Genomic DNA, 26,988 nt, shown 5'->3' with positions numbered 1-26,988 from the left:
CGCCTCATGACGCAGTATGTCTTACGCCGCGCTTGTATTTTCACGCAGCAGCCGCTCGGCGGCGGCACGTGCCTCATCGGTGATGGTGGCGCCGGCCAGCATGCGGGCGATCTCCTCTTGCCGGGCCGTCCTGTCCATCTCGGCGATGCCGGTCGCCACGCGGTCGGTGCTGCCCGATTTGGAGATCAGGAAATGCGTCGCCGCGCGCGCCGCCACCTGCGGCGCATGGGTGACAGACAGCACCTGCACGCGCTTCGACAGCCGCGCCAGCCGCTGCCCGATCGCGTCCGCCACTGCGCCGCCCACACCGGTGTCGATTTCGTCAAAGACCAGCGTCGGCGCCGAGCCGCGATCGGCCAGCGCCACTTTGAGCGCCAGCAGGAAGCGCGACAGCTCGCCGCCGGAGGCCACCTTCATCATCGGCCCCGGCCGTGTGCCGGGGTTGGTGCGCACCCAGAACTCGATCTGGTCGATGCCCTCTTCCATGCGCGTCTCGGCCTCGCTCTTCATCTCGACGATGAAAGCCGCGCGCTCGAGCTTCAACGCCGGCAGTTCGGCCATCACGGCCTTGGTCAGGCCGACTGCCGCGGCGTGGCGAAGCGAGGAAAGCTGCACTGCCGCGATGTCATAGGCCTCGCGTGCCGCGGCCGCCTGTTTTTCCAGTCCATGCAGGCGTTCCTCGCCGGCGTCGAGATCGGCGAGATCGGCAACCATCGTGTCACGCAGTTGCGCCAGGTCGTCGACGGCGACGCTGTGCTTGCGTGACGCCGCGCGCAGCGAAAACAGCCGCTCTTCCGCCTTCTCCAGCCGCTGTGGATCATACTCGGTCGCGCGAAGGGCAGCCTCGACGCCCGATTGCGCCGCGTCGAGCGACAGCATCGCTTCATCCAGCGATTTGACGACGTCCTCGAGCAGACCGGGCGCCTCCGTCGCCTTGCGCTGCAGCCGCCTCAACAGGCTGGCGAGTTGCGGCAAGGGCGAGGATGGGCCGGACAGCACATCCTGCGCATCATGGATTTCCGAAGCGATCTTTTCGGCGCGCATCATATGGGCGCGCAGTTCTGCCAGTTCCGTCTCCTCGCCGGGCTGCGGATCGAGCTTGGTCAGTTCCGCCACCGCGGCGCGCAGATAGTCCGCCTCGCGCGCTGCGGCCGCCACCTTGGCGCGGTGGCGCGTAAGCTCCTGCTCACCGGCGCGCCAGTGCCGCCAGGCCTCGCCGGTCGAGCGAACGGCGCCGAGATGGCCGCCGAAAGCGTCGAGCACGTCACGGTGAGCGCCGGGATCGACCAAGGCGCGCTCGTCATGCTGGCCGTGGATCTCGACTAGCGCGCGGCCGACATCGCGCATCAGGGTCACGCTGGATGGTTGGTCGTTGACGAACACGCGGGTGCGGCCGTCCGCCGTCTGCACGCGGCGCAGGATGACGTCGCCGTCATCCTCGATGGCGTTTTCGGCAAGCAGCGCGCGCACCGGATGGTTGCGCGGCACATCGAACACGGCGATGACCTGGCCTTGTGGCGCGCCATGGCGCACCAGCGAGGCGTCGCCACGCGCGCCGAGTGCCAGCGACAGGGCATCGAGAAGGATGGATTTGCCGGCGCCGGTTTCGCCGGTCAGCACGGAAAGGCCCGGCTGGAAGTCAATATCCAGCTTCTCGATCAGGACGATATCGCGGATCGACAGTCTGGAAAGCATCAGAACCCGGACCTCAGGCAATTCCAGGAAAAGTGCGTAGCGGTTTCCCACCGGAATTGCGTCAACAACGAGACAGGACGGTTCAGCGCTTCAATCAAATCGCTGAACCGCTTTGGAAGCGGCATGCGACCAATCAGAGTCGCAGCGCCGCACTATCTTTTTGTTTCAGCATCGGATCAATCCGAAAAAGCGCGTCGCTGCGACGCGCTTTGGATGTCAGGCGCCGGTGATCAGCTTCCCGGCCTTGGATATCCACGAGCCGGCATTCTCGCGCGGCGCCAGGCCGTTGCTCTGCAACAGCTTATAGGAATCCTTGTACCACGGGCTGTCGGGGTAGTTGGTGCCGAGCACCGCGGCGGCCGTCTGGGCCTCGGACGTCAGCCCCAGCGCGTAATAGCTTTCAGTCAGGCGGGCCAATGCTTCCTCGACGTGACGTGTGTTGGAATAGCTTTCGACCACGGTGCGGAAGCGCTTGACGGCGGCAATGTACTCGCGGCGCTCCAGATAATAGCGGCCGATCTGCATTTCCTTGCCGGCGAGTTGGTCGTTTGCGAAGCGGATTTTCTCCTTGGCGTCGTCGACATATTCCGACGTCGGCCAGCGGGTGACCAGATCCTGCATCGTCTGCAGCGTCTGGCGCGCTTCCTTCTGATCCTGCGTCACATCCTTGATCTGGCGATAGTAGCTCAGGCCGATGATGTACTGCGCATAGGGCGCGTCCTCAGTGGACGGATAAAGCGCCAGATAGCGTTTGGCCGAAGAGATCGCGTCGTCGTAGCTGCCCTTCCGATAGTCAGCGAAGGCGCCCATCACCATCGATTTGCGGGCCCATTCCGAATAGGGATGCTGACGGTCGACGGCGTCGAACTTCTTGCTCGCCTCATCGAGGCGTCCCGCATTCATGTTGGCGAGGCCCTGATTGTAGAGGACATCGGCCGGTTCGGTCTGGTCGACATAGGTCGACAGGTTGATGTCTTTTTCCGGCGACGACATGCAGGCCGACAGAAAGAGCGATGGAACAACCAGCGAAAGCCCCAGGAGAACAGACCGCTGTGGCGCTTTCGATTGACCGACTCGCGTGAAGAACATGATTGGATTGCGCCCTTTCGGCGTTATTTTAATGCCTCTTGCATGCAGTTGTCCCAAAACTGGTCCCCACTTTTGAGCGACATGCACTAATCGACGGCAGCAGCCATAAACCATAACCGCCTTGCCCGGCAACGCTATCTCCGGGCAATCGCGCATTTTTGTGGCGGCGAAGCGCGGCTTGCTCGTCCACGCCATTTCGCTGGCCGATGATGCATTCATGCAACACCCGCACGGCCATCCTATCAGAGAAAAATGAACAGAATCAGATCATCCAAGGAGCGTAGAGCGGCGCATTGACGGCGCTCATCTCCGCCGCACGGCCACGCTCGCGGCGTGTCGTCTCGACGATCTCGAAGGCCGTGCGGTCCGACAGCAGGCGCCGCAGCGCCGCAGCGTTCAGCCTGTGGCCGCCGCGATAGGAACGGAAACAGCCGATGAAGCGGGCACCGGCCAGCGCCAGGTCGCCCATGGCGTCGAGCGTCTTGTGGCGCACGAATTCATTGGGATAACGCAAGCCGCCCATATTGATGACCCGGTTGTCGTCGCCGATCACCAGCGAGTTTTCGAGCGAGGATCCCAGTGCATAGCCGGCGGCCCACAGCCGCTCGACATCCTTCATGAAACCGAAGGTACGGGCCCGCGCGATGTCGCGGCGGAAAATGTCGGCATTGATATCAGAGGCGAAGAGCTGACGGCCGATGGCCGGGCTTTCAAAATCGATCTCGACCTCGAAGCGGGTGCCGTCGTAAGGCCTGAACTCCGCCCAGGAAGCGCCGTTCTCGATGCGGACCGGCTTGACGACCCTGATATAGCGCCGCTTGACCGGCAACGTCTCGATTCCCGCGTGGTCGATGGCTTCCACGAAGGCCATGGCGCTGCCGTCGAGAATCGGCACCTCGTGGCCGTCGATCTCGATGAGAACATTGTCGATGCCGAGCCCGAACAGGGCGGCCATGATGTGCTCGACCGTGGCGATATGCTCGCCTGCGGGATCGCCAAGCATGGTGCACAAATCGGTGGCGCCGATTTCGGAAAACAGGGCACGGAACTCGCGGCCCGGCCCTTCCTCATTGAGCAGCTGGAACACGATACCGGTATCGGCATCCGCGGGCAGGAAACTGATGGAAACTTCTTTGCCACTGTGAACGCCGGTGCCCGTAAGCGACGCGCGCGTCTTCACTGTCGTCTGATGGTCGTGCAAGACAATCCCCATAAGCCCGAAATGCCTAGGTCCGCTTCTCCAGCCCGAGGGCGCGGCTCTTGTTAAATCGGCAGGCAGGGGCACTTCCCCCGAAATCCCGGCGCACCGACCATGGTAGGCAGCGAAGATAGTGTCCCGGCAGGGAGACTCCAAATCACGGTTTCTTACCCTTTGTAACCGCGAGCCGGAGCGAGCTCGACATCGTAACCTTTTGATTTTGCGCCATTTAAAACGTTAACAGGCAAGCAATTCCTTGCCTGCCTGTTAACAATTGTTACAGTCCGTTAACCGTTCAGTTGGCTTGGCGGCGCAGGAACGCCGGAATCTCCAGCTGATCGTCATCCTGAGTCGCCCTGGTCTGCGGCGTCAGGCGGCCCTGGTCGTCGAGCTGGCCGCGGCGCGGCGCGTAGAGCTGGGCGTCCTGGCTGGCGAGACGGCGCACTTCGGGGGCAGCCTGGCGCAGCTTGGGCTCGCGCGGCTGTGCCGGCTGCAGCCTTGCAGGCTCCTCCTCGCGACGGGTCAGGCCGTTGGTCAGGCGCTTCAGGAGGCCCATCGGCCCGCTGTTGTTTTCGTGGTCCACCGGGCGGCTCTTGGCGTCGACTTCCGCCTTCACCACCGGCGGAAAGTCCTCGACTCGCGGCATGCGCTGCGGCGCCATCGCCACCGGCTGCTGGACCTCGCGCAGCATTTCACGCGGCTGCGGGGCCGGCTGCATCATCTGCTGGACGACCGGCTGCGGCATCGGCTGCTGCGGCGGCGCCTGGAAGATCTTGCTCTGCGGGCGGAAATCGTCGGCATGGGCGACCGGAGCCGGACGGGCCTGCGCCATCGCCGCGGCATTTGCCTCGGCGAGCTGGATCGCCTCGGCGACCGGGTCGGCGGCACGCGGCTCGTAGACAGGCTGCTGGACCGGCGCCGGGCGGCTTTCCACGGCGGCGATGGCCGGGCGGGCGGCCGGCTTCTGCTGCGGCGGCGCGGCACGGATCGAGATCGGCGCGGCGGCGATGTCGGCCGCCGACTTGTCGATACCCGTGGCAACCACCGAGACCCGGATGACGCCTTCGAGTTCTTCGTCGAAGGTAGCGCCGAGGATGATGTTGGCGTCCTGGTCGACTTCCTCGCGGATGCGGGTCGCCGCCTCGTCGACTTCGAACAGGGTGAGGTCGCGGCCGCCGGTGATCGAGATCAGCAGGCCCTTGGCGCCCTTCATCGAGGTCTCGTCGAGCAGCGGGTTGGCGATCGCAGCCTCGGCGGCGGCCATCGCACGCCCCTCGCCCGAAGCTTCGCCGGTGCCCATCATCGCCTTGCCCATCTCGCGCATCACCGAACGCACGTCGGCGAAGTCGAGGTTGATCAGGCCTTCCTTGACCATCAGGTCGGTGATGCAGGCAACACCGGAATAGAGCACCTGGTCGGCCATGGCGAAGGCGTCGGCGAAGGTGGTCTTGTCATTGGCCAGCCGGAACAGGTTCTGGTTGGGAATGACGATCAGGGTGTCGACGCATTTCTGCAGTTCCTCGATGCCCATGTCGGCCGTCTTCATGCGGCGTTGGCCTTCGAAGTGGAACGGCTTGGTGACGACGCCGACGGTGAGGATGCCCTTTTCGCGCGCGGCGCGGGCAACGACCGGAGCAGCACCGGTGCCGGTGCCGCCGCCCATGCCGGCGGTGACGAAGCACATATGGGTGTTGGTGAGATGGTCGAGGATCTCGTCGATGCACTCTTCCGCCGCTGCGCGGCCGACTTCCGGCTGCGAGCCGGCGCCGAGGCCTTCGGTGACATGCGCGCCAAGCTGGATCAGCCGGTCGGCCTTCGACATGGTCAGCGCCTGCGCGTCGGTGTTCGCCACGACGAACTCGACACCGCGCAGACCGGCGGTGATCATGTTGTTCACGGCATTGCCGCCGCCGCCGCCGACACCGAACACGGTGATGCGCGGCTTAAGCTCGGTGATGTCCGGCTTTTGCAGATTGATGGTCATTGTCTCCGTCCTTTGCCTTTCACGCCGCTTCGCCGCCGCGGCCGCCTATGGGGCTGTCCCCGTCAATTAGAAACTGTCTCTCAACCACTGACTCATGCGATGCAGTTTTCCACCCGTTCCGGTCATCCTGAGACCGGAAATGCCTTTCGCCGGATGGCTCTCGAAGCTCGCCATCTGCGGATAGATCAGAAGCCCGACAGCGGCCGAGAAGGCCGGTCCCTTCGCGGCTTCGGGCAGGCCGGCCACGCCGAGCGGGCGGCCGATGCGCACATTGCGCCCCAGGATGCGGCGCGCCGCCTCCGGCAGGCCGGCCAGCTGGCTGGCGCCACCGGTGAGCACGACGCGCTTGCCGACCGCATTGCCGTAGCCGGACTTGTTCAGCCGGTCGCGCAGGAGTTCGAGCGTTTCGTCGATGCGGGCACGCACGATGCGCGTCATCACCGAGCGCGGGATCTGCAGTGGCACGTCGCCATCGTCACCGATCGGCTGGATCGAAACCAGGTCGCGGTCGTCGGCACTGCCCGGCAGCGCCGAACCATGCATGACCTTGAGCCGTTCGGCGGCATCGAGCGAGGTCGAAAGCCCCTTGGCCATGTCGAGCGTGACATGATTGCCGCCGATGGCGATGGCGTCGCCATGAACGAACTTGCCTTCCGAAAACACCGAAATGGTCGTCGTGCCGCCGCCCATGTCGATACAGGCCGCGCCCAGTTCCAACTCGTCGTCGACCAGAGCCGCCAGCCCGCTGGCATAGGGCGTCGCCACCATGCGCTCGACCGACAGATGTGAGCGATTGATGGAAAGCTCCAGATTGCGCATCGGGGCGGCGTCGCCGGTCAGTACGTGCATGTCGACACCGAGCGCATCGCCGACCATGCCGCGCGGATCGCGCACGCCGCGTTCGGCATCGAGCGAGAAGCCGACGGGCAGCGAATGGATCACCTCTCGCTCGGCTTTCAGCGCCTGCTTGGCGCCCGCGCCGAGCACGCGCTTGATGTCGGCCTCGTCGGCCTCGTGGCCGCCAAGATTGATGGTTGCCGAGAAGCTTTCGCTCTTCAGCCGGCCGGCGGTCATGTTGACGATCAGCGAATCGACCGTCAGCCCCGCCATGCGCTCGGCGGCGTCGACGGACAGGCGGATGGCATGCTCGGCGCGGTCGAGATCGACGACCACGCCCGACTTCACGCCTTGCGACTTCTGATGGCCGATGCCGATCACCTGGATGCGGTGCGAGCGGCCGCGCAAAAGCTTGCCGTCATCGTTCGGCTTGAGCTTGGCCACCATGCAGCAGACCTTGTTCGAGCCGACATCCAGCACCGTGAGAGTGCCGGACCGGCGCGACGAGGCATCGCCTGAACCGCCAAGCCAGCTCATATCTTCGTCTCCGGCTTGCGCTTGAGGGTTTTCGGTTTTTCGTTGAGCGCGGCTTCGCGCTGCGTCGCCGCTTCGGGCGTCAGCTCCACGACCAGCCGGTCGGTCAGGCGCATGTCGACAGCGGCGATGTCGCGCGACAGCAACCCTTTTTCCTTGTCCATCGTGACGAGTTCGGCCAGCGCCTGGTCTTCCGCGCCCTCGGGCAGCTTGACGGTGATGCCATTGTCCAGCTTCAGGTCCCAGCGCCGATCGCCAACGCGAATATAGCCTTTGACCCGGCTCGCCAGAGCAGGATACTTTTCGATCTTGGCGAGGAAATCCGGCGCCTTGGCCGGCGCGCCGTCGCCGATCAGCAGCGGCAACAGCACCTGCTTGCCGCCGGAGAACGGCGCGATGACAGCGCCATCCTTCTCGATGACCGAAAGATCATTGCCCTGCTGCCACAGCGCGAAAGCCTCACGCTCCTCGACGCGCACTTCCAGCGTGTGCGGATAGACCTTGCGCACCGCCGCCATCTCGACCCACGGCAGGCCGGAGATGCGCTCGCGCGCCGCTTCCGCGTCGAAGCCGATCAGCGAAGTCCAACCGTCGAGTTCGAGCCTGTCGAGAATGTCGATCTCGGAGGTCTGGCGGTTGCCGACCACCTTGACCTGATCGACGGCAAAGCCGGTGCGGGCGGTGATGCTCTGAATGATGCCGTCGGCATGGCCGCCGAGATAGGAACCGTAGACACCGCTCGAAGCAAGCAGCACGGCCGACATGATCGCGGCGGAGAAGCGCGGCGCCTCGAAGTCACCATCGCCCAGGCGCGCCAGGATGCGAACCGGGCGGCGAAGCACGCGCGGCAGCACGAAATGGCCTGATGGCAGCGACAAGCCGAACAGCGACGGCCCTGCCGCGCCCTTCCCCTTGCCCTGCCCCCATTTCAACGCAGACACGAAGCGTCCTCCACCATCCAACTTAACAATTCACCAAACGAATGCCCGGCATGGGCAGCGATTTCAGGCACCAAAGACGTCGGCGTCATGCCCGGCTGAGTGTTGACCTCGAGCCATACAACCTCGCCATTTTCGGAGTGACGATCGTCATAACGGAAGTCCGACCGGGAAACGCCCCGACAGCCGACAGCTTGGTGAGCCTTGAGCGCCAGTGTCTGTATTTTTTGGTAAATATTCGGTGAAACTTTTGCGGGGCATTCGTGTTTTGATCCGCCCGCGACATATTTTGAATCGTAATCGTAGAAGGAATGGCCCGTCGGGATGATCTCGCAGACACCGAGCGCCACATCGCCCATGACGGCACAGGTCAGCTCGCGCCCGTGGATGTAACGCTCGACCATGACGGTATCGCCATATTTCCACTCGGACGAACCGACGACCTGCGGCGGATGCGACTGCCCCTCCGACACGATGACGACGCCGAAGCTCGACCCCTCATTGACCGGCTTGATCACGTAGGGCGGCTTCATCGGGTGCTTGTTCTGGATGGCGAAGCGATTGGCGACCTTCGATTCGGCGACAGGAACGCCGACCGATTTGACGACCCTCTTCGCCTGCTCCTTGTTCATGGCGAGGGCCGAGGCGAGCACGCCAGAATGCGTGTAGGGAATGCCGAGATATTCGAGGATGCCCTGGATGGTACCGTCTTCGCCGAACGGGCCGTGCAACGCATTGAAAGCGACGTCAGGCCTGAGCTCGGCAAGCACGGAGCCGACATCGCGCCCGACATCGACGCGGGCGACTTGATAGCCTTCGTTCTCCAGCGCATCGGCGCAGGCCTTTCCGGAGGACAGGGACACGGGCCGCTCGGACGAAAAACCTCCCAGCAGGACGGCCACATGCTTACTTTTCATTCCCCGTCATCCCCTCTCATGGCGGACCAGAAACCAGATTTCCGCAACATTGAGTCCGAGTCTCCCGGCAGGTTGCCCCCCCAGACGGAAAACGCGGGTAACGCGTCGAACGACTCAAATCAGGAAACGCTTTAAGTGCAGAGAATCAGAGAGTTGATTCACTGGCAAGTATTTATGATTCCGAGAGATTCACTTTCTGAGAAAATGGCTGCGAAAACCGCGCGGCTGAGTCTTTGCGGCAACGGTGTCGCGCGTTTCGTGAGCCCGTTGAAGTTCATCCATCACATGAACTTCGGCAGCGGCTGGCTGACGGATCGACCGAGCCTGCACTGACAGACCGCATGCCTTGGCGATCGGAGCAATTCCAGGAAAACTGTAAGCGGTTTTCCGTTAGGAATTGCGTCAAATAAAGGGTTGGAAGCGCCCCTCACTTCGTCATCCTGGGGCGAAGCAAGGAGCGAAGCGACGCGGCGCAGACCCCAGGATCCATGCCGGGACGCGGAAGCGTTGCTACGGTGCGGAATTCTGCTCCGCCGCACTCCATGGCCAGGGTCACGGAAGGGATCCTCGGGTCTCCGCGACGGAGCTTCGCTCCTGCTCCGCCCGTGGATGACGAATTTGGAGAGGCATCTGCCAATCTCCAAGGTCTGCGATCACTCGTGCTCGCCGGCGGACTGTAAACCCGCCAAAATCCGCGGAACGGCGCCCCTAAAGCAACTGCCCCAAAAACTCCTGGACGGCATGTCCAGGCCGGAAATTGCCTATGCGCTTGATCTCCCAGTGCAGCCTGATGCCCGAATGTTCCAGCACGCGGGCGCGCACCGTCTCGCCGAGATACTCAAGGTCGTAGCCGGTCGCGGTGCCGGTGTTGATCATGAAGTTGCAATGCATCGGCGACATCTGCGCGCCGCCGATCATCAGGCCACGGCAACCCGCCTTGTCGATCTCCTTCCAGGCCGACGTGCCTTCGGGATTCTTGAAGGTCGAGCCGCCGGTCTTCTCGCGGATCGGCTGCACCGTCTCGCGATGGTTCTGCACTGCGTCCATCGCCGCCTTGATGGTGGCCTTGTCCTCGGCAAAGCCTTCGAACACCGCCGAGGTAAAGATCAGGCCGGCAGGGGCGGACGAATGGCGATAGGCGTAGCCCATGTCAGCGTTGAGCAAGGTATGGACATTGCCCTTGCGGTCAAGAGCGCGCACCTCGACAACGCGCTCGCGCGTCTCGACGCCATTGGCGCCGGCGTTCATCCGCAGCGCGCCACCGATGGCACCGGGAATGCCGTGATAGAAATGGAAGCCGCCAATGCCTGCCTCATAGGCGGCGGCTGCCACGCGCTTGTCTGGCGTGGCGGCCCCTGCCTTGATCCTTATCGGCGAAACAATCTCAGCCTCGCCGAAACCTTTGGCCGAAAGCCTGACGACGAAGCCTGGAATACCGCCGTCTCGGACCAGAAGGTTCGAGCCGACACCGACTATGGTCAGCGGGATCTCTTCGGGAACCGCGCGCAGGAATGCGGCAAGATCTTCCTCGTCCGCCGGCTGGAACAACGCCTCGGCCAGGCCACCGGCGCGGAACCAGGTGATCTTGTCCATCTCGGCATTCGGCGTCAGGCGGCCGCGCAGGCCGGCAAGCCGGTCGCCGAGTTTGTCGATCAGGGCCTGGCCGTGCATCATGAGGCGGCAAGCTCCTTGGGCAAGGCATAGGCCCATTGGGTGATGTTGCCGGCGCCGAGGAAGACGACGAAATCGCCGGGCTTGGCCAGATCACGGACGATTGGCGCGATAGCGGCCGGCCCCTCTATGTAGCGCGCGTCGCGATGGCCGCCGGCGCGGATGCGCGAAACCAGCTCATCCGAGGTGACACCGTCGATCGGATCTTCGCCGGCCGCGTAGACCGGCGCCACCATGACGGTATCGGCGTCGTTGAAGCAGGCGGAGAACTCGTTGAACAGGTCGTGCAGCCGGGTAAAACGATGCGGCTGCGCAATGGCGATGACGCGGCCCTTGGTGGCGCTGCGCGCCGCCTTCAGCACCGCCGAAATCTCGACCGGATGATGGCCGTAATCGTCGAACACATCGACGCCGTTCCATGAACCGGTCTGGGTGAAACGGCGCTTGACGCCGGCGAAAGACGACAGGCCCTTCTTGATGGCTTCTCCCGATAGGCCGAGCTCATGCGCGACGGCGATGGCGGCGGTGGCGTTGGAGACATTGTGGCGGCCGGGCATCGGCAGCCGCAGGTCCGCTATCGTCTTCTGGCTGCCGGTCTTGCGGTCGCGGATCACCACGTCGAATTCCGAAATGGCACCGGCCATGCGGTGGTTGGTAAAGCGCACATCGGCCTGCGCGTTTTCGCCATAGGTGATGACGCGGCGGTCCTCGATGCGGCTGACCAGCGCCTGCACTTCCGGATGGTCGGTGCACATCACGCCGAAACCGTAGAACGGCACGTTCTCGACGAACTGGCGGAACGCCTCGCGCACCTTGTCGAAGCTGCCATAGTGATCGAGATGCTCGGGATCGATGTTGGTGACGACGGCGATATCGGCCGGCAGCTTGAGGAATGTGCCGTCGCTCTCGTCGGCTTCGACCACCATCCATTCGCCGTCGCCCATGCGGGCATTGGTGCCATAAGCGTTGATGATGCCGCCATTGATGACGGTCGGGTCGAGCCCGCCCGCTTCGAGCAGTGTCGCGACCATCGAGGTGGTCGTCGTCTTGCCATGCGTACCGCCTATCGCCACCGCCTGGCGGAAGCGCATCAGCTCGGCCAGCATCTCGGCGCGGCGCACGATGGGCAGCAATTTTTCGCGCGCGGCCTTCAGTTCCGGGTTGGATTTCTTGATCGCCGTCGAAACGACCACCACCTCGGCATCGCCGAGATTCTCGGCCCTGTGGCCGACGAAGCATTCGATGCCCTTGTCGCGCAGCCGCTGGACATTGGCGCTGTCGGCCTGGTCCGACCCTTGCACCTTGTAACCGAGATTGTGCAGCACTTCGGCGATGCCGCTCATGCCGATGCCGCCAATCCCGATGAAATGCACAAGGCCGATGGTCTGCGGCATCTTCATGCGTCCGTCCCCTTCCTGAAATCCGATATCGTTTTGCGGGACGCAATAGCCTCTGTGAGATCGGCGAGCAACCTTGCCGCGTCCGGCCTGCCGGCCGACTTCGCGCCGGCGGCCATCGCCGCCAGCCGCTCGGGATTGTCCATCAGCCCACCAAGGAGAGCCGCGATGCTCTCGGGCGACAACGAGGATTGCGGGTGCACTTCGCCGCCGCCGGCGGCGGCAAGCGCCGCCGCGTTGGCCGCCTGGTCATGGTCGAGCGCATAGGGATAGGGCACCAGCAGCGCGGGCCTGCCGATGACGGCAATCTCCGAGACGGTCGAGGCACCGGAACGCGAAATCACCAGATGCGCCGCCGCCATGCGCGCGGCCATGTCGGTGAAGAAGGGCGAGATCTCGACGGCGACGCCAAGGGCGGCATAGGCCGCCTTCACCCGCGCCACGTCGTCGGCGCGCGCCTGCTGGGTGATCACCAGGCGCCGGCGCTGCGCATCGGAAAGCAGCGCGATGGCGCCCGGCATGGCATCGGAAAAGAACTGTGCGCCCTGGCTGCCGCCGAACACCAGCAGGCGGAAAGGCTCCTGCCCCGTCGACACGGCGTAAGGCGTCTTGGCCGCCTCGAGCACCGCGGGCCTGACCGGGTTGCCTGTCGTCACCGTCTTGGCGCCGGCGGCACTCGTATCCTGCGGCAGGAAGCCACCGGCGATGGCGTCGACACGGGCGGCCAGCGCCCGGTTGGCGCGCCCCATCACCGCGTTCTGCTCATGGATCAGCGTCGGCACCTTGCGCCGCGTCGCCGCATAGAGCGGCGGCAGGGTCGGGTAGCCGCCAAAGCCGACAACCGCGTCCGGCTTGATCCTGCCGATGATGGCGGAGGCCTGGCGCACGCCGCGCCAGATTTTCCAGAAGGCGCCAAGCACGGCGATGGGATTTTTCGAACCCATCGTCGCCGACTGGATCGGATGAATGGCGACAGCCGGGAAATGACCGGCAAACCGCTCGGCGCGGTCGTCGGTGGCCAGTTGCACCGTCCAGCCGCGCTCGATCAGCTCATGCGCCAGCGCCTCGGCCGGAAACAGATGTCCGCCGGTTCCGCCCGCCGCGAGAAGGATGACACCCCTCGCCATGTCACTCCGCCGGCATGGCGCGCTGCGGCAGGGCGAAGCCCATCTGCTTGCGCTTTTCCGGCCGCTTGCGCGTCAGCGCCAGCACCATGCCCATCGAAATGGCGATGGCGATCTGCGAGGAGCCGCCATAGGAGATGAAGGGGAGCGTCATGCCCTTGGCCGGCACCAGCTGCAGGTTGACGCACATGTTGATGACGGCCTGCAAACCGAACACGGTGACGAGGCCGCCAACGGCATAGCGGGTGAAATCGTCATGTTCCTTGAGTGCCGTGTTGAGGCCGCGCAGCACGATGAAGGCGAAGATCGACATGATGAAGAAGCACATGATCAGCCCGAATTCCTCGCCCGCGACCGAGAAGACGAAGTCGGCGTGGCTATCGGGGATGACCCGTTTGACGGTGCCCTCGCCCGGTCCGACGCCGAACCAGCCGCCATTGATCAGTGCGTCGCGCCCCATGTCGACCTGGAAGGTGTCGCCTTCGCCGGTGAGGAACTTGTCGATGCGCAACGCAACGTGCGGAAACACCGTGTAGGCGGCAAAGACGCCGCCGACGCCGGCGGCGCCGAGCACGATGATCCACAGCCAGGGCAGCCCAGCCATGAAGAACATGATGCCCCAGGTGCCGGTCGTCAGCATGGTCTGGCCGAGATCCGGCTGCGCCACCAGCAGCGACACGACAAGCACCAGGAGCAGCATGGCGAACAGATTGCCCGGGATGTCGGGCTGGCGCTTGTGCTCGGCGAACAGCCAGGCGCACATGATGACGAAAGCCGGCTTCAGGAATTCCGACGGCTGGATAGACAGGCCGGCGAGCGAGACCCAGCGCCGCGCGCCCTTCACCTCGACGCCGACATAGAGCACCGCCACCATCAGCACCAGCATCAGGCACAGCATGATCAGCGACATGCGCCGGATCTGCCGGGAATCGAGGAACGAGACGGCCAGCATCACGCCGAGCGCCGGCACGGTGAAGATGATCTGCCTGGTGGCGAAATGGAAACTGTCGAGGCCGATGCGCTCGGCCACCGCCGGGCTGGCGGCGAAGGACAGCACGATGCCGAGTCCCATCAGCGACAGGAACGCCGCCAGGAACCAGCGATCGATCGTCCACCACCAGGTTGCGACAGGACTTTTATCGAGACGGCTCTGCATTATCGTGCCCCTCCGATGGGTTTCACACCCTCGATAGCATTCGCAGCTTGCCTGAAGGCTTCGCCGCGAACTTCGAAATTCTTGAACTGGTCGAAACTGGCGCAGGCCGGCGACAACAGCACCACTACCTCGCCGCTGTCGTCGCTACCCGCGTCCCGCGCGGCATGCTCGACGGCGGCTGCCAGCGTGCCCGATATCTCGTAAGGCACCGCTTCGCCCAGCGTCGCCGAAAAGGCGGGTGCCGCCTCGCCGATCAGATAGGCCTTGGCGATGCGCGGGAAGAAGCCGCGCAGGGGTTCGATGCCGCCTTCCTTGGGCAGGCCGCCGGCGATCCAGTAGATGCGCGGAAAGCTCGACAGCGCCGGTGCCGCCGCATCGGCATTGGTCGCCTTGGAATCGTTGACGAACAGCACATGATCCTTGCGGCCGACCTGCTCCATGCGGTGGGCGAGGCCGGGGAAGCTTTCAAGCCCCGTCTGGATCTCGCCGAGGTCGAGCCCGACTTTCAGGCAAGCGGCGACAGCGGCAAGCGCGTTCTGCGCATTGTGCTGGCCACGCAGAGAGCCGATGCCTTCGAGGAAGGCGACCTTGCTGTAACGGCCGTGCACGGCTTCCATCAGATTGGTGCCGTCGGCGAAATAGCCGTCAGTCAGCGGCAGCCGCTTGGAAATGCGGATGACCTGCCGCCCTGCCCGCTCCAGCCGCTCGGCGATCTGCGCGCACCAGGAATCGTCGATGCCGATGATCGCCGTCTCGCTGCCCGCCACCAGCCGCTCCTTGATCGAGGCGTAGTGCTGCATGGTGCCGTGGCGGTCGAGATGGTCCGGCGTCAGGTTGAGCAGGATGCCGGCCGTCGGGTCGATCGAGGGCGCGAGGTCGATCTGGTAGGACGAGCACTCGACGACATAATGGCGATCGGGCTTCGGCGGATCGAGCGTCATCACCGCGCGGCCGATATTGCCGCCCATCTGGGTGTCGCGGCCCGCCGATTTGAGGATATGCGCCGTCAGCGCCGTCGTCGTCGACTTGCCGTTGGTGCCGGTAATGGCGATGAAAGGCGCCGTTGGCGCCTGCAAAATCCGCTCGCGGCAGAAAAGCTCGATGTCGCCGATCACCTCGACACCGGCGCCCTTCGCCAGTTCCACCGTCCAGTGCGGCTTGGGATGGGTCAGAGGCACGCCTGGCGACAGCACGAAGGCAGAAAACTTCGCCCAGTCGGCACCGCGCAGATCGGCGGTCGCGATGCCCGTCGCGGCCGCCTTGGCGACGCTATCGGGGTTGTCGTCCCAGGCCAGCACCTCAGCGCCGCCCTCGATCAATGCGCGCGCGGTCGCGATCCCCGAGCCACCGAGCCCGAAGAGCGAAACGTGCTTGCCTGCGAAGGATGCGGCGGGGATCAAGGAGGTTTCCTATCTCAGCTTCAGGGTCGACAGGCCGACCAGCGCCAGGATGACGGCGATGATCCAGAATCGGATCACCACCTGGCTTTCGGTCCAGCCGAGCTTTTCGAAATGATGGTGGATCGGCGCCATCAGGAACACGCGCTTGCCGGTCATCTTGAAGTAACCGACCTGGATGATGACGGAGAAGATCTCGACCACGAACAGGCCGCCGACGATGACCAGCACGATCTCGTGCTTGGTGGCGACCGCGACGGTGCCGATCAGGCCGCCCATGGCCAGCGAGCCGGTGTCGCCCATGAAGATGGCCGCCGGCGGCGCATTGAACCAGAGGAAGCCGAGGCCGGCGCCGATCACCGCGCCGAGCACCACCGCCAGTTCACCGGTGCCGGGAACGAAATGGATTTGCAGATATTCGGCGAACACCGCATTGCCCGAGAGATAGGCGATGACGCCGAAGGAGGCCGCCGCAATCATGATCGGCACGATCGCCAGCCCGTCGAGGCCGTCTGTCAGGTTCACCGCGTTGCCGGCGCCAACGATGACGAAGCAGGAGAACGGAATGAAGAACCAGCCGAGGTTGATGATGAATTCCTTGGCGAAGGGGAATGTCAGCGATGACGAGAACGGCGCCTGGCCGTTGTGCATGATCACCCACGCGGCGATGCCGGCGATGACGAATTCGAGCGCCAGCCGCGCCTTGCCGGAGAAGCCGAGATGCGACTGCTTGGTCACCTTCAGATAGTCGTCATAGAAGCCGATCGAACCGAAGCCCAGCGTCACCAGAAGCACCACCCAGACATAGATGCTCGACAGGTTCGCCCATAAAAGCGATGAGCCGATGATGCCCGACAGGATCATCAGCCCGCCCATGGTCGGCGTGCCGGCCTTCTTGAAATGCGTCTGCGGTCCGTCGGCACGGATCGGCTGGCCCTTGCCTTGCCTGAGCCGCAGCGAATTGATGATGGTCGGTCCGAAGATGAAGACGATCAGTGCCGAGGTGATCAACGCTCCGCCGGTGCGGAACGTGATGTAGCGGAAGACATTGAAGACCGAGATCTTGTCCGCGAAATCGACCAGCAGTGTAAACATGCGCTCTCGTCCCCCGACTTGACCTAGGTCAGTTTGCTGGTTGTCGTTTCAGCCGGGAACTTGCCCAGCAGCGCATCGACCAGTTTTGCAAAACCGATGCCCTTCGACGATTTGATCATCACCACGTCGCCCGGCTTCAGCGCAGCAAGCAGCACCGGCTTCAACTCCTCGGCACCGCTGCGGTATTCCGTCTTGATATCGCCCGGCAGCGCTTCCGCCAGTGCCCGCATTTCCGGACCGCCGAGAAAAACCGTCCGCGTGCCGGTGCCGACGATGAGATCGGCAAGGGCGGCATGCAGCTTGGCCGAATGGTCGCCGAGTTCGAGCATGTCGCCAAGCACCGCGATGCGGCGCCCCTCGCCCGTCACCGGCGTCGCGTTGAGCAGCGCCATGGCGGCGCCCATCGAAGCCGGATTGGCGTTATAGCTCTCGTCGATCAGCGTGATCGGCCCGGGGTGGCTTGAAGTCGAGCCACCGGGATGGCGCAGCACATGGCGTTTGCCGCGGCCGCGCTCGGCCGAGAGATCGACCAGCGCCAATGCCACCTTGTCGAGATTAGCGCCCACCAGTTGCGCCGCGCCCAGCACCGCCAGCACGTTCTGCACCATGTGCCGGCCGGGCGCGCCGATACGGGCGATCATGTCATGGCCGCCGATCCGCGCCGCGATATCGGAATGGTCGGCATGCAATTCGCATTTGGTGAGCTTGAAGGTCGCGCGCGCATTCTCGCCAAAGCCGTAGACATGCTCGACGCCGGCGGCATGCGCCATCTTGTCGAGAAGCTTGAAACGCGCATCGTCGCGGTTGAGGACGGCAGCGCCTCCAGGTTCCAGCCCTTCGAAAATCTCGGCCTTGGCCTTGGCGATCTCGTCGAGATTGCGGAAGAAGCCGAGATGCGCGGCCGCGATCATGGTGACGATGGCGACATGCGGCCTAACCATCTTCACCAGCGGCCGGATCTCGTCGGGATGGTTCATGCCGATCTCGAACACCGCATAATCGCAATGATCCGGCATGCGCGCCAGCGTCAGCGGCACGCCCCAATGGTTGTTGAACGACTGGGCCGAGGCATGCACCTTGCCGACCGCCGACAGCACATGGCGCAGCGCTTCCTTGGTGGTGGTCTTGCCGGCCGAACCGGTCACCGCGATGATCTTGGCCTGGGAGCGCGTCCGTGCCGCGACGCCCAGCTTTTCCAATGCCACCAGCACATCCTCGACGACGATGATCGGCGCCGTCAGCCGGCCAAGCGACGGCAATTTGCCCTCGGCGACGACCAGCACGCCGGCGCCTGCCTTGATGGCCGCGGTGACGAAGTCGTGGCCGTCCATCGCCTCGCCCTTGATGGCGAAGAAGGCATCACCCGGCTGCAGGCTGCGGCTGTCGATCGAAATGCCGGATATGCCCTCGGGCATAGGACCGAGCGGCCGCCCATCCATGGCGGCAACCAGCGCCTCGGAGGTCCACAGCAAACTCATGCGGCACGCTCCCTGAGCGCGGCGCGAACTTCCTCGTGGTCGGAAAAATGCAGGGTCTCGGCGCCGATGGTCTGGCCCTCCTCATGACCCTTGCCAGCCACGATCAGCGTGTCGCCGGCATGCAGCATGCCGACAGCCTCATGGATCGCCTTGCGCCGGTCGCCGATCTCGATGGCGCGGGGAGCCGCGGCCATGATGGCGGCGCGGATCGTCTCCGGCGCTTCGGAGCGCGGATTGTCGTCGGTGACGATGACGACATCGGCAAGCCGGGTCGCGATCTCGCCCATGATCGGCCTTTTGCCCCGATCGCGGTCGCCGCCGCAGCCGAACACGACCATGACGCGGCCGGTGGTGAACGGCCGCACCGAGGCCAGCACATTTTCCAGCGCGTCCGGCTTGTGGGCGTAGTCGACATAGACCGGAGCACCGCCGGCCGTGGTGCCGACGAGGTCGAGCCTGCCCGGCGCGCCCTTCAGTTTCTCCAATGCCATCAGGGCCTTGGCGACGGATGTTCCCGTCGAAATAGCAAGACCCGCCGAAACCAGCGCATTCGAAATCTGGAAATCGCCGGCCAGAGGCAGGTCGATTTCGTAAAGCACGCCCTCGGCCTCGACTTCCGCGCGCTGGCGATGGCGTTCGTGCTCCACCCGCTTCAGCGTGAGGAAATCGCCATGCCGTCCGACCGTCAGCACCTTGAGCCTGGCTGCCTTCGCCGCCTGGATCGTCGGCGCCGACCACGGATCGTCCGCAAAAATGACCGCCGGCGCGCCTTTCGGCAGCAGCGTGTCGAACAGGCGCAGTTTGGCGCGATGATAGTCCTCGACCGTCGGATGGTAGTCCATGTGGTCGCGGCCAAGGTTGGTGAAGCCGCCGGCGGCGAGTTTCACGCCGTCGAGCCGGCGTTGGTCGAGCCCGTGGCTCGAAGCTTCCATCGAGGCGTGGGTCACGCCGGCATCGGCCAGTTCGCTCAGCAACTGGTGCAAGGCGACCGGATCGGGCGTGGTCAGCGAGCCGTACTCGTTGCGGCCTGGCGCGACCACGCCGGTGGTGCCGATGGAGGCCGCGGCATAACCCACCTGCTCCCAGATCTGCCTGGTGAAGGCCGCGACCGAGGTCTTGCCGCTGGTGCCGGTGACCGCGACCATGGTCCGCGGCTGCTTGCCGAAATAACGGGCGGCACTCAACGCCAGCGCCAGGCGCGGATCATCGACCGCCAGCACCGGAACCTGCAGCCCGCCAACCGCACTGCCCTTGCCTGTCACGATCGCAAGCGCGCCACGCCTGGCGGCGTCGGCGGCATATGCCGCGCCATCGGCCTTGGTTCCGGCAAGCGCAAAAAAGACGACGCCAGGTTTTACCTGGCGGGAATCGGATGAAATACCCGCAACCTCCAGATCGGCGGAAGCTGTTCCTTCGACTGGCAGGATACCGGCTAGATCTCTGAGCTTCATCGAGTCCCGTTCACCGCAACAAAATAGCGCGCAGTTGCCGGCGCGCCCCAAGAATCACTGATAGGAAACCAGCGTTGCACCATTTTCATGGCTGAAATCTGGCTTCACGCCAAGCATGGCGGCGGACCGCCTGATGATATTGCCGGCCATGACCCCCGCATTGTTGGCCGCGACGTCGGTCATCCCGGGCTTTTCCGGATGCGGGGCGTCGGCGATCGTAAACACCAGATATTGCGGATCGTCCATCGGGAAGGCGGCGACGAAAGTGTTGAAATTCAAGTCCTTGGAGTAGCGGCCGTTGATGACCTTTTCGGCCGTTCCGGTCTTGCCGCCGACGCGGTAGCCGGGGACCCTGGCGTTTCTCGCGGAGCCCTTCTCGGCGTTGAGCGAATAGAGGTAGCGCATGCCCTCGACAGTCTTTTCGCTGACCACTTTCTTGGCAATCGCCATCGCTTCCTCCTGCGTGCGCACCAGGAAGGTCGGATTCATCAGATAGCCGCCATTCATCAACGCCGCGCAGCCGACAGCTGCCTGCAGCGGCGTCGTCGATACGCCATGGCCGAAGGCGATCGTGAACGAGTTGACCTGTTTCCAGACCTTCGGTTCGGTCGGGCGCGCGACTTCCGGCAGTTCGGTCTGCATCCTCTCCAGGATGCCAAGGCGATGCAGGAATTCCCGGTGTCCCTCGATGCCGACCAGTTCGGCCTCCCTGGCCGACCCGATGTTGGACGAATAGAGGAACACCTCCGGCAGCGACAGCACCCGGTTCTTGCCGTGGAAATCGTGAATGGCCTGATGACCGACCCGGATCGGATGCGAGGCATCGAAGCGGCTGTTCATCGTCGCCTTGCCGGAATCGAGCGCCATGGCCGAGGTGAAGCTCTTGAAGGTCGAGCCCATCTCATAGAGGCCCGCCGACATCCGGTTCAGCCGGTCCTTTTCCTGTGCATTGTAAGGATTGTTCGGATCAAAATCCGGGACAGAGGCCATGGCCACCACTTCCCCGGTCTTGACGTTGATCACGACGGCGCCGGCACCGATGGCGCGATAGCGCTCCAGGCCGGCGGCGATCTCGTCGCGCACCACATGCTGGACGCGCAGATCGATCGACAGCTTCACCGGCTTGAGATCCTTGGCCACCGCCAGGCCCGACGCCTGCAGGTCGCTCAGGCCCTGCTCGTCGATATACTTCTCCATGCCGGAGATGCCTTGGTTGTCGATGTTGGTCAGCCCGACAATGTAGGACGAGGTTTCGCCGCTCGGATAGAAGCGGCGCTTCTCCGTGCGGAACCCGAAGCCGGGAATGCCGAGTTGCATGATGTCGGCCTGCTGCTTGGGCGTCAGCTGACGCTGCAGCCAGACGAAGCCGGCGCCGCTCTTCAGCTTGTGGTAGGTCTGCTCGTAATCGATCTCGGGCAGCACGGTCTGCAGCTTCTCGATCGCTTCGTCGGCATCGACGATGCGGCGCGGCTCCGCGAACAGCGATGCCGTCTTGATATCGGTCGCCAGCACTTCGCCGTTGCGGTCGACAATGTCGGGTCGCGAGGCGGTGATCCGGCTCTGCGGGCCGCCCGACAGATCAGGCGTCTGGAAGCCGAGATAGACCAGCCGCCCCGAAATGGTCGAGAAGATGCCGAAGAACACGGCCATCGTCATCACGATGCGCGCCTTGCCCTTGCCGCCGGTCGCCTTGCGGGCGCCTTCGACGACGATCGACCCGTCTTCAGCTGTCCTGGCGCGGCGCTTCAGCAGTTTGCCGATCATTGGGCGATGCCTCCGGTCACCACGGGATCCTTGTCGCCAGACGGCGCCTTGTCGGAATTGTCGGCCATGCTGTCCTGGCGTCCCTTCAGTATGTCCTGAATATCCAGGGCCTTGGCCGGCAGGTCCCCCAGGCCGACGATCTGGCGCCCACTGACCGGTTCCAGCGCGAGCTGCGACTTGTAGAGTTCGGCGAGCTTCTGCAGCCGCGATGGCTGGGTGAGCAGGCTCCAGTCGGCCTTGAGCAGGTCGATCGTCTCCTCCTCATAGCGTATCTGGTTGTGGATCTTCTGCACCGCCGCCAACTGGTCCTCGGCCTCGCGCTTGGTCTTGTAGGTCAGGGCCGCCGCCGAAACCATGACGGCGATCAGGACAATGTCGCTGGTACGGAACACGTGCTTACCTCTCCCCCGGCAGATCGATGCCGGGAAGCTTTGGGAGACCGAAAATCGAAAAATCGCCGGCGCGCGCCGGTGCCTCGGTGCGGATCGCCGCGCGCAGCCTGGCCGAGCGGGAACGCGGATTGGCGGCGACCTCGGCATCGCCTGCCGTCACGCCGCCGCCAGCCTTGCGAAAGGTCGCGGTGCGCGCCTGCGCCTCGGGCATGTGGCGCGAACCGGTCATGGCGTCGGCACGGTCGGCAATGAAGCGCTTGACGATGCGGTCTTCCAGCGAATGGAACGTCACCACCACGAGCCGTCCGCCCGGCTTCAGCGCGCGTTCGGCCGCAAACAGCGCCTTGGCCAGTTCGCCAAGCTCGTCGTTGACGTAGATGCGCAGCGCCTGGAAAACGCGGGTCGCCGGATGGATCTTGTCCTTCGGCGCGCGGCCGATATGCGTCTCGATGGCGTCCGCCAGTTCGAGCGTGCGCTCGAACGGCTTCTTTTCGCGGCGCGCCTCGATCATGCGGGCGATGCGCCCGGCGTGGCGCTCCTCGCCGAGGAAGCCGAAGATGCGGGCAAGATCGCCCGGCTTGAAGCTGTTGACGACGTCGGCGGCGCTCAAGCCCGCCTGCGCCATGCGCATGTCCAGCGGCCCATCATTGCGGAACGAGAACCCGCGCTCGGCCTGGTCCAGCTGCATCGACGACACGCCAATGTCGAGCACGACGCCATCAGCGCCTTCGACATGCTCGTCCAGCGTCGAGAACGGCGCCTGCACCAGCTTCAGCCGGCCGCCCGATTGGGCCTCGAGATCGCGCCCGGCGGTGATGGCGTCGGGATCGCGATCGATGGCGACGACGGAAGCGCCGGCCGCCAGGATGGCCCTGGTGTAGCCGCCGGCGCCGAACGTACCGTCGATGATGATATCGCCCGCCGCCGGCGCCAGCGCCTCGATCACTTCGCCAAGGAGGACCGGAATGTGGCGGACCGGTCCGCCAACGGCGTTGATGTCATCGCCGTGGCCCGCCGTCATTCCGGTCGCTCCCCAGCCTTGGCCTCGTGAGCCTTCGTCCCCTGCCGAAGCTGCAACAGCCTGGCCCGCGCCTGCGCCCCATAGGCCGCAAGCCGTCCCGGCTCCCAGATCTGAAAGAAATTGCCGCGCCCGACAAAGGCCACCTCCGCCGAGATGCCGGTATGTTCGCGAATGAAATCGCTCATCGTGATGCGGCCGTCCTGGTCGAGTTTCAGGAAGGTTCCATCGCCATGGCAGAAGAACGACATGTCGTCCGCCGTCTGCAGGAACGGGTCCTCGAGCGCGATGCGCTGCTCGTAGCGGTCGAGCAGGTCGAGCCCGCCGACATCCATCGCCGGCAGGTCCAGGCAACGCAGCGCATAGAGTTCCGAATAGCCGCGCTTCTGCACGACGGCGCGGAAATGCGCCGGAACGGACACGCGCCCCTTCGCATCGATCCTGCTCACCGTGTTCGACAGAAACCGGTCCATTAAACGCTACAGCCGCTTGCGCCGCCGCACCCCTCTTCATCGTCGTGCACGCGCCGCCGCAGCGCGTTCCCTGCCCCGCATCAGCCCCGCCCGCATGGGCAAAAACCGGCAAACGCGCAGCCGCCGCGGCTGCCCGATTGGCGTACGCTTTACCCTGACGCGGAACGAAGGCTTTGATGTCGAAATGGGATATCATGGGGCACTATGGGCGTCAACGGGAATGGGCTTCACAAACACACGCACCGCGACCAATCGGAGCAGCCGTTACGGCACGTCTCGTCTTTATGATCCATTAAGCCTAACGAAGCGTTTAGAGCCCTCTGGCCCAAAAGACCCGGCTTGCCGCCGATCACCCGCGCGCATAGCGTCGAGCGACGTCTTCCGCTGAGATAACAAGGATCGAGCTCATGTCCGAGACGGCAAAGTCACGCGCCGCCGAACTTTCCCATTTGCGCAGCCGCGATTTCGCCAATGGCGACCCGATCCCCTTGCCGCTGACCATGGCCTCGATCTTTCACACGCCGGGCGTCGAGAGCGGGATCGACCAATATGGCCGTTACGACAACCCCACCTGGCGCGCCGTGGAACATGTGCTCGGCCATCTGGAAGACGCGCAATGCGTGAGCTTTCCCTCTGGAATGGGTGCAATTTCCGCGGTGTTTTTCGCGCTCCTGAAATCGGGCGACCGCGTGCTCCTGCCTGCGGACGGTTATCATGCCACGCGCGCAATGGCCGAACGCTTCCTGAAACCGTTCGGCATAGTGTGCGAAACCAGGCCGACGCCGACCCTCCTTGATGGCGGCTTCGAAGGCTATTCGCTGGTTTTCGTCGAAACCCCGTCCAACCCGCGTCTGGACATCTGTGATATCGCGGCCGTCGCCAAGGCTGTCCACGAACAGGGCGGGATTCTTGTCGTGGATAACACGACGATGACGCCATTCGGCCAGCGTCCGCTCGATTTCGGCGCCGATGTCGTCGTCTCCGCCGACACCAAGGCGGTCAACGGCCACTCGGACGTGCTGTTCGGCCATGTCGCCAGCCGCAATGCCGACATCATCACCAAGGTGACGGACTGGCGCGCAATGGCCGGCGGCATTCCCGGGCCGTTCGAAGCCTGGCTGGTGCATCGTGGCCTCGAAACGCTGGAGGTCCGCTTTGACCGCATGTGCTCGTCGGCCGACACGGTCGCGCAACGGCTGAAGGAGCATCGCGCGGTCACTGGCCTGCGTTTTCCCGGCCTGAATGGCGACCCGTCGCACAACCTCGCCCGCGTCCAGATGGAGCGCTTCGGCTTTCTCATCTCCTTCGAGCTCGCCTCGGAGCAGAAGGCCGAGGACTTCATCAACAATTGCCAACTGATAGAGGCCGCGACCTCCTTTGGCGGTGTCCACACTTCGGCCGAGCGGCGCATGAAGCGAGGCGATGCGGTTGCACCCGGATTTGTGCGCCTTTCGATCGGCTGCGAACCGGTGGAAGAGCTTTGGAGAGCCATCGAGAAGTCGCTGGACAAGATCAGCGGCTGACCGGGCCGATCACGGCCCGAGATCGTCCAAAGCGATGCAACGTCAATAAATCCCACCGTCGTTCAAGCGCTTCCACGAGGCGAACTGCCGCTCGCGGATCATGGCTGGCAATATAGTCACCGATGCTTTCGAGATCGGCCACCGCCTGTGGAACCAGGCGGTATTTCACTCGTGAAAGCCTTTGGTGCCGGCCATCGTCAGATATTTGGCGCGCAACCTGTCCATGATCGGCTGGCCGTCGTGCCCCGGCCCGCTGTCGATGCCTTCCTGCACCAGCTTGCGCAGTTCCTCGAGCGTATAGCCGAAGAGATCGCGCCGGTCCTTCCATTGCCTGAGCGCATCGCGGATCACCTCGCTCGCCGAGGCATATTCGCCGGCGGCGACCACATCGTCCACCGCTTGCGCCAGTTCCGGCGACAGCGTGATGCTGCGTTTGTCGACCTGTCCCATGATAGGCTCCCGATAGTGATTTGGAACCATGGTACGATTTAATCGCACCAGCTTCAAGCAACGAACGACTACCGGCCTATGGTGCGGAGCGGCTGAACCAGCCTGAATCCACAGGTGCGCCCAAGGGCGCAACCTGCTGATCCCAAAGGATTTCGCTATCGCGGAGAAACTGCCAGCTGGCCTGTAAGCCGGGTTCTGTATGGCCCTCGCCCCTTGCGGCACGAGAACGTGGCGGCCATTCATCTTGGGCGCATGTTGCCATGCGCCTCACGCAACCTACCCGGACGGTGAGCCGGAAACAGCCCTCGAGGGTTTCCCCTCGCACCGCCCCTATTCGGTTTTGCTCCCGGTGGGGTTTACCGTGCCGCTCCTGTTGCCAGTCGCGCGGTGGGCTCTTACCCCACCCTTTCACCCTTACCCCGACAAAGTCGTGGCGGTTTGCTTTCTGTGGCACTTTCCCTGGGGTCGCCCCCGCCGGCCATTAACCGGCACCGTGTCTCCATGGAGCCCGGACTTTCCTCACTCGCGGCCTTTCGGCGTTTGCGAGTGCGGCCGCCCAGCCAGCTGGCAAGGCGTATAAAGGGGTTCAGCCGAGAAAACGCAAATGAAAAAGCCGGCTTGTCCGCCGGCTCTCACAACATGCGATCAAAGCGCCGCCATCTGCACCTTGACCTTGCTGCAATAGGCGGCGGACACCGGGTTCATCCGTGTCGCGCCGTGGCCGGCATTATATTTCAGGATCGTACCGCAGGTGGTGCCGCCGCCCAGATCCCGCGCCATGGCAAGATACTTCATGCCATATTTGATGTTGGTGTCGGGGTCGAACAGACCCTTGGCCGAACCGTTGTAGCCCATCATCCGCGCCGTCGCCGGCTTGATCTGCATCAGTCCGATCTCGCCGGCGCCGCCGACCATGTTCGGCCGATAGTTGCTCTCGATCTTGATAACCGCATTAGCCAGCGAGATTGGTACGCCGTAGCTTGCCGCATAGCGGGCAACGATCGCGGAATACTGGCCGCTGCTGGCCACCGCCGCGGTTGACGCGGCAACATTCCTGAGGCCGATAGATGCCGTTGTCGTCATGTCGACGGTCTTGCGGCCGCGCTTTGTCTGCCTCTTGGATTTCGTCGCCTTGGTCCAGCTGGCCTTTTCCACCTTCGCTGAAGCCTGCTTCGTCGCCTTCGCACTCCTGCTGCTTTTGGCCGAAATGGCCTTGCCCTTGGCGGTCGCCACGACGAGCCCCTGGTCGGCCCGGGGGCTCAACGATGCGGCGTCAGCCACACTGAAGGCAAAAGTCATTACGCCGGCAGCAAGAGCTGCCGTTACAACGGTCAATTTCTGCATGTGATCCTGTTCTGTCTGGGCCGCGCGAAGATTTTCGCGCGGTGCGGCTTAATCAATATCGAA

24 protein-coding genes and 1 other RNA gene are annotated in these 26,988 nt (G+C 64.1%); 2 read left to right on the top strand and 23 right to left on the bottom strand.

Annotated elements, in window-relative coordinates:
* Nucleotides 1-21: 21 nt before the first annotated feature.
* The 7 genes from recN to EB233_RS15760 form a co-directional block, all read right to left on the bottom strand.
* Nucleotides 22-1,695, bottom strand: a complete 1,674-nt coding sequence (recN, locus tag EB233_RS15790) for a DNA repair protein RecN (protein WP_064988786.1) — start codon at nucleotides 1,693-1,695, stop codon at nucleotides 22-24.
* A gap of 216 nt (nucleotides 1,696-1,911) precedes the next feature.
* Nucleotides 1,912-2,784, bottom strand: coding sequence for an outer membrane protein assembly factor BamD (locus EB233_RS15785; RefSeq protein ID WP_027051112.1), 873 nt, complete (start codon nucleotides 2,782-2,784; stop codon nucleotides 1,912-1,914).
* A gap of 262 nt (nucleotides 2,785-3,046) precedes the next feature.
* A complete protein-coding gene (lpxC, locus tag EB233_RS15780) occupies nucleotides 3,047-3,997 on the bottom strand; it encodes a UDP-3-O-acyl-N-acetylglucosamine deacetylase (RefSeq protein WP_027051111.1) in 951 nt (316 codons plus the stop codon).
* Nucleotides 3,998-4,277: 280 nt separating this feature from the next.
* Nucleotides 4,278-5,966 (bottom strand): cell division protein FtsZ, encoded by a 1,689-nt coding sequence (gene ftsZ / locus EB233_RS15775; RefSeq protein ID WP_027051110.1) that lies wholly within the window; start codon nucleotides 5,964-5,966, stop codon nucleotides 4,278-4,280.
* Between the two features lie 66 nt (nucleotides 5,967-6,032).
* Nucleotides 6,033-7,340, bottom strand: coding sequence for a cell division protein FtsA (gene ftsA / locus EB233_RS15770; RefSeq protein WP_064988167.1), 1,308 nt, complete (start codon nucleotides 7,338-7,340; stop codon nucleotides 6,033-6,035).
* On the bottom strand, nucleotides 7,337-8,278 hold the full coding sequence (locus EB233_RS15765) for a cell division protein FtsQ/DivIB (RefSeq protein ID WP_064988166.1): 942 nt from the start codon (nucleotides 8,276-8,278) through the stop codon (nucleotides 7,337-7,339). Before EB233_RS15765 ends, ftsA begins: the two co-directional genes overlap by 4 nt.
* Nucleotides 8,266-9,192 carry a D-alanine--D-alanine ligase gene (locus EB233_RS15760; RefSeq protein WP_064988165.1) on the bottom strand — a complete coding sequence of 309 codons (927 nt, stop codon included), beginning with the start codon at nucleotides 9,190-9,192 and terminating at the stop codon, nucleotides 8,266-8,268. The genes EB233_RS15765 and EB233_RS15760 overlap by 13 nt, the downstream gene beginning before the upstream one ends.
* A gap of 135 nt (nucleotides 9,193-9,327) precedes the next feature.
* On the opposite strand from EB233_RS15760, the gene EB233_RS15755 reads away from it, so the two are divergent.
* Nucleotides 9,328-9,525, top strand: coding sequence for a hypothetical protein (locus EB233_RS15755; protein ID WP_155765289.1), 198 nt, complete (start codon nucleotides 9,328-9,330; stop codon nucleotides 9,523-9,525).
* 375 nt (nucleotides 9,526-9,900) lie between these two features.
* On the opposite strand, the gene murB is transcribed toward EB233_RS15755, so the two are convergent.
* From murB to mraZ, 12 genes are read right to left on the bottom strand one after another with little or no spacing between them, the layout of a single operon-like run.
* Nucleotides 9,901-10,866 (bottom strand): UDP-N-acetylmuramate dehydrogenase, encoded by a 966-nt coding sequence (gene murB / locus EB233_RS15750; protein WP_027051106.1) that lies wholly within the window; start codon nucleotides 10,864-10,866, stop codon nucleotides 9,901-9,903.
* Complete coding sequence (gene murC / locus EB233_RS15745) at nucleotides 10,863-12,263, bottom strand: UDP-N-acetylmuramate--L-alanine ligase (protein ID WP_064988164.1); 1,401 nt, start codon at nucleotides 12,261-12,263, stop codon at nucleotides 10,863-10,865. The genes murB and murC overlap by 4 nt, the downstream gene beginning before the upstream one ends.
* Complete coding sequence (murG, locus tag EB233_RS15740) at nucleotides 12,260-13,387, bottom strand: undecaprenyldiphospho-muramoylpentapeptide beta-N-acetylglucosaminyltransferase (RefSeq protein ID WP_064988163.1); 1,128 nt, start codon at nucleotides 13,385-13,387, stop codon at nucleotides 12,260-12,262. The genes murC and murG overlap by 4 nt, the downstream gene beginning before the upstream one ends.
* Before the next feature lies 1 nt (nucleotide 13,388).
* On the bottom strand, nucleotides 13,389-14,540 hold the full coding sequence (gene ftsW / locus EB233_RS15735) for a putative lipid II flippase FtsW (protein ID WP_027051103.1): 1,152 nt from the start codon (nucleotides 14,538-14,540) through the stop codon (nucleotides 13,389-13,391).
* Nucleotides 14,540-15,940 carry a UDP-N-acetylmuramoyl-L-alanine--D-glutamate ligase gene (gene murD / locus EB233_RS15730; protein ID WP_064988162.1) on the bottom strand — a complete coding sequence of 467 codons (1,401 nt, stop codon included), beginning with the start codon at nucleotides 15,938-15,940 and terminating at the stop codon, nucleotides 14,540-14,542. The genes ftsW and murD overlap by 1 nt, the downstream gene beginning before the upstream one ends.
* Nucleotides 15,941-15,949: 9 nt before the next feature.
* Nucleotides 15,950-17,032: a phospho-N-acetylmuramoyl-pentapeptide-transferase gene (mraY, locus tag EB233_RS15725; protein WP_064988161.1), complete on the bottom strand. Its 1,083-nt coding sequence runs from the start codon at nucleotides 17,030-17,032 to the stop codon at nucleotides 15,950-15,952.
* A 23-nt stretch (nucleotides 17,033-17,055) separates the two neighbouring features.
* Nucleotides 17,056-18,510, bottom strand: a complete 1,455-nt coding sequence (locus EB233_RS15720) for a UDP-N-acetylmuramoylalanyl-D-glutamyl-2,6-diaminopimelate--D-alanyl-D-alanine ligase (protein WP_064988160.1) — start codon at nucleotides 18,508-18,510, stop codon at nucleotides 17,056-17,058.
* Nucleotides 18,507-19,961, bottom strand: coding sequence for a UDP-N-acetylmuramoyl-L-alanyl-D-glutamate--2,6-diaminopimelate ligase (locus EB233_RS15715; RefSeq protein ID WP_064988159.1), 1,455 nt, complete (start codon nucleotides 19,959-19,961; stop codon nucleotides 18,507-18,509). The genes EB233_RS15720 and EB233_RS15715 overlap by 4 nt, the downstream gene beginning before the upstream one ends.
* A gap of 54 nt (nucleotides 19,962-20,015) precedes the next feature.
* Nucleotides 20,016-21,725, bottom strand: a complete 1,710-nt coding sequence (locus EB233_RS15710) for a peptidoglycan D,D-transpeptidase FtsI family protein (protein ID WP_064988158.1) — start codon at nucleotides 21,723-21,725, stop codon at nucleotides 20,016-20,018.
* Entirely contained in the window at nucleotides 21,722-22,117 is a 396-nt protein-coding gene (gene ftsL / locus EB233_RS15705; RefSeq protein WP_064988157.1) for a cell division protein FtsL, read from the bottom strand. Before ftsL ends, EB233_RS15710 begins: the two co-directional genes overlap by 4 nt.
* 4 nt (nucleotides 22,118-22,121) lie before the next feature.
* On the bottom strand, nucleotides 22,122-23,138 hold the full coding sequence (gene rsmH / locus EB233_RS15700; RefSeq protein ID WP_027051096.1) for a 16S rRNA (cytosine(1402)-N(4))-methyltransferase RsmH: 1,017 nt from the start codon (nucleotides 23,136-23,138) through the stop codon (nucleotides 22,122-22,124).
* The gene (gene mraZ / locus EB233_RS15695; protein WP_027051095.1) at nucleotides 23,135-23,608 is read right to left on the bottom strand and encodes a division/cell wall cluster transcriptional repressor MraZ; all 474 of its coding nucleotides are present in this window, start codon (nucleotides 23,606-23,608) and stop codon (nucleotides 23,135-23,137) included. The genes rsmH and mraZ overlap by 4 nt, the downstream gene beginning before the upstream one ends.
* Before the next feature lie 407 nt (nucleotides 23,609-24,015).
* Between mraZ and EB233_RS15690 the strand changes: the two genes are divergently transcribed.
* A complete protein-coding gene (locus tag EB233_RS15690; protein ID WP_064988156.1) occupies nucleotides 24,016-25,131 on the top strand; it encodes a cystathionine gamma-lyase in 1,116 nt (371 codons plus the stop codon).
* On the opposite strand, the gene EB233_RS15685 is transcribed toward EB233_RS15690, so the two are convergent.
* The 4 genes from EB233_RS15685 to EB233_RS15670 all read right to left on the bottom strand — a co-directional run bounded on the left by EB233_RS15685 (nucleotide 25,121) and on the right by EB233_RS15670 (nucleotide 26,925).
* Complete coding sequence (locus tag EB233_RS15685; RefSeq protein ID WP_081293929.1) at nucleotides 25,121-25,300, bottom strand: type II toxin-antitoxin system RelE/ParE family toxin; 180 nt, start codon at nucleotides 25,298-25,300, stop codon at nucleotides 25,121-25,123. The genes EB233_RS15690 and EB233_RS15685 overlap by 11 nt on opposite strands.
* Entirely contained in the window at nucleotides 25,297-25,581 is a 285-nt protein-coding gene (locus EB233_RS15680; RefSeq protein ID WP_064988155.1) for a type II toxin-antitoxin system ParD family antitoxin, read from the bottom strand. The genes EB233_RS15685 and EB233_RS15680 overlap by 4 nt, the downstream gene beginning before the upstream one ends.
* A 168-nt stretch (nucleotides 25,582-25,749) precedes the next feature.
* Nucleotides 25,750-26,149, bottom strand: an RNA gene (gene rnpB, locus EB233_RS15675) — RNase P RNA component class A.
* Between the two features lie 77 nt (nucleotides 26,150-26,226).
* Entirely contained in the window at nucleotides 26,227-26,925 is a 699-nt protein-coding gene (locus tag EB233_RS15670) for a lytic transglycosylase domain-containing protein (RefSeq protein ID WP_064988154.1), read from the bottom strand.
* Nucleotides 26,926-26,988: the final 63 nt, after the last annotated feature.

It is taken from the genome of Mesorhizobium erdmanii (assembly GCF_013170725.1).
In the GTDB taxonomy this organism is placed as follows: domain Bacteria; phylum Pseudomonadota; class Alphaproteobacteria; order Rhizobiales; family Rhizobiaceae; genus Mesorhizobium; species Mesorhizobium erdmanii.
This window is presented reverse-complemented; position numbering and strand designations above follow the sequence as displayed.

What these genes read in the sequence shown, in the direction of transcription:
- mraZ (WP_027051095.1), bottom strand. Translation starts at nt 23,608, where the DNA reads ATGGACCGGTTTCTGTCGAACACGGTGAGCAGGATCGATGCGAAGGGG.
- EB233_RS15690 (WP_064988156.1), top strand. Translation starts at nt 24,016, where the DNA reads ATGTCCGAGACGGCAAAGTCACGCGCCGCCGAACTTTCCCATTTGCGC.
- EB233_RS15760 (WP_064988165.1), bottom strand. Translation starts at nt 9,192, where the DNA reads ATGAAAAGTAAGCATGTGGCCGTCCTGCTGGGAGGTTTTTCGTCCGAG.
- EB233_RS15785 (WP_027051112.1), bottom strand. Translation starts at nt 2,784, where the DNA reads ATGTTCTTCACGCGAGTCGGTCAATCGAAAGCGCCACAGCGGTCTGTT.
- EB233_RS15710 (WP_064988158.1), bottom strand. Translation starts at nt 21,725, where the DNA reads ATGATCGGCAAACTGCTGAAGCGCCGCGCCAGGACAGCTGAAGACGGG.
- murG (WP_064988163.1), bottom strand. Translation starts at nt 13,387, where the DNA reads ATGGCGAGGGGTGTCATCCTTCTCGCGGCGGGCGGAACCGGCGGACAT.
- murB (WP_027051106.1), bottom strand. Translation starts at nt 10,866, where the DNA reads ATGATGCACGGCCAGGCCCTGATCGACAAACTCGGCGACCGGCTTGCC.
- mraY (WP_064988161.1), bottom strand. Translation starts at nt 17,032, where the DNA reads ATGTTTACACTGCTGGTCGATTTCGCGGACAAGATCTCGGTCTTCAAT.
- rsmH (WP_027051096.1), bottom strand. Translation starts at nt 23,138, where the DNA reads ATGACGGCGGGCCACGGCGATGACATCAACGCCGTTGGCGGACCGGTC.
- EB233_RS15680 (WP_064988155.1), bottom strand. Translation starts at nt 25,581, where the DNA reads ATGGGACAGGTCGACAAACGCAGCATCACGCTGTCGCCGGAACTGGCG.
- ftsZ (WP_027051110.1), bottom strand. Translation starts at nt 5,966, where the DNA reads ATGACCATCAATCTGCAAAAGCCGGACATCACCGAGCTTAAGCCGCGC.
- EB233_RS15720 (WP_064988160.1), bottom strand. Translation starts at nt 18,510, where the DNA reads ATGAGTTTGCTGTGGACCTCCGAGGCGCTGGTTGCCGCCATGGATGGG.
- EB233_RS15715 (WP_064988159.1), bottom strand. Translation starts at nt 19,961, where the DNA reads ATGAAGCTCAGAGATCTAGCCGGTATCCTGCCAGTCGAAGGAACAGCT.
- ftsA (WP_064988167.1), bottom strand. Translation starts at nt 7,340, where the DNA reads ATGAGCTGGCTTGGCGGTTCAGGCGATGCCTCGTCGCGCCGGTCCGGC.
- EB233_RS15670 (WP_064988154.1), bottom strand. Translation starts at nt 26,925, where the DNA reads ATGCAGAAATTGACCGTTGTAACGGCAGCTCTTGCTGCCGGCGTAATG.
- murC (WP_064988164.1), bottom strand. Translation starts at nt 12,263, where the DNA reads ATGAAGATGCCGCAGACCATCGGCCTTGTGCATTTCATCGGGATTGGC.
- ftsW (WP_027051103.1), bottom strand. Translation starts at nt 14,540, where the DNA reads ATGCAGAGCCGTCTCGATAAAAGTCCTGTCGCAACCTGGTGGTGGACG.
- recN (WP_064988786.1), bottom strand. Translation starts at nt 1,695, where the DNA reads ATGCTTTCCAGACTGTCGATCCGCGATATCGTCCTGATCGAGAAGCTG.
- lpxC (WP_027051111.1), bottom strand. Translation starts at nt 3,997, where the DNA reads ATGGGGATTGTCTTGCACGACCATCAGACGACAGTGAAGACGCGCGCG.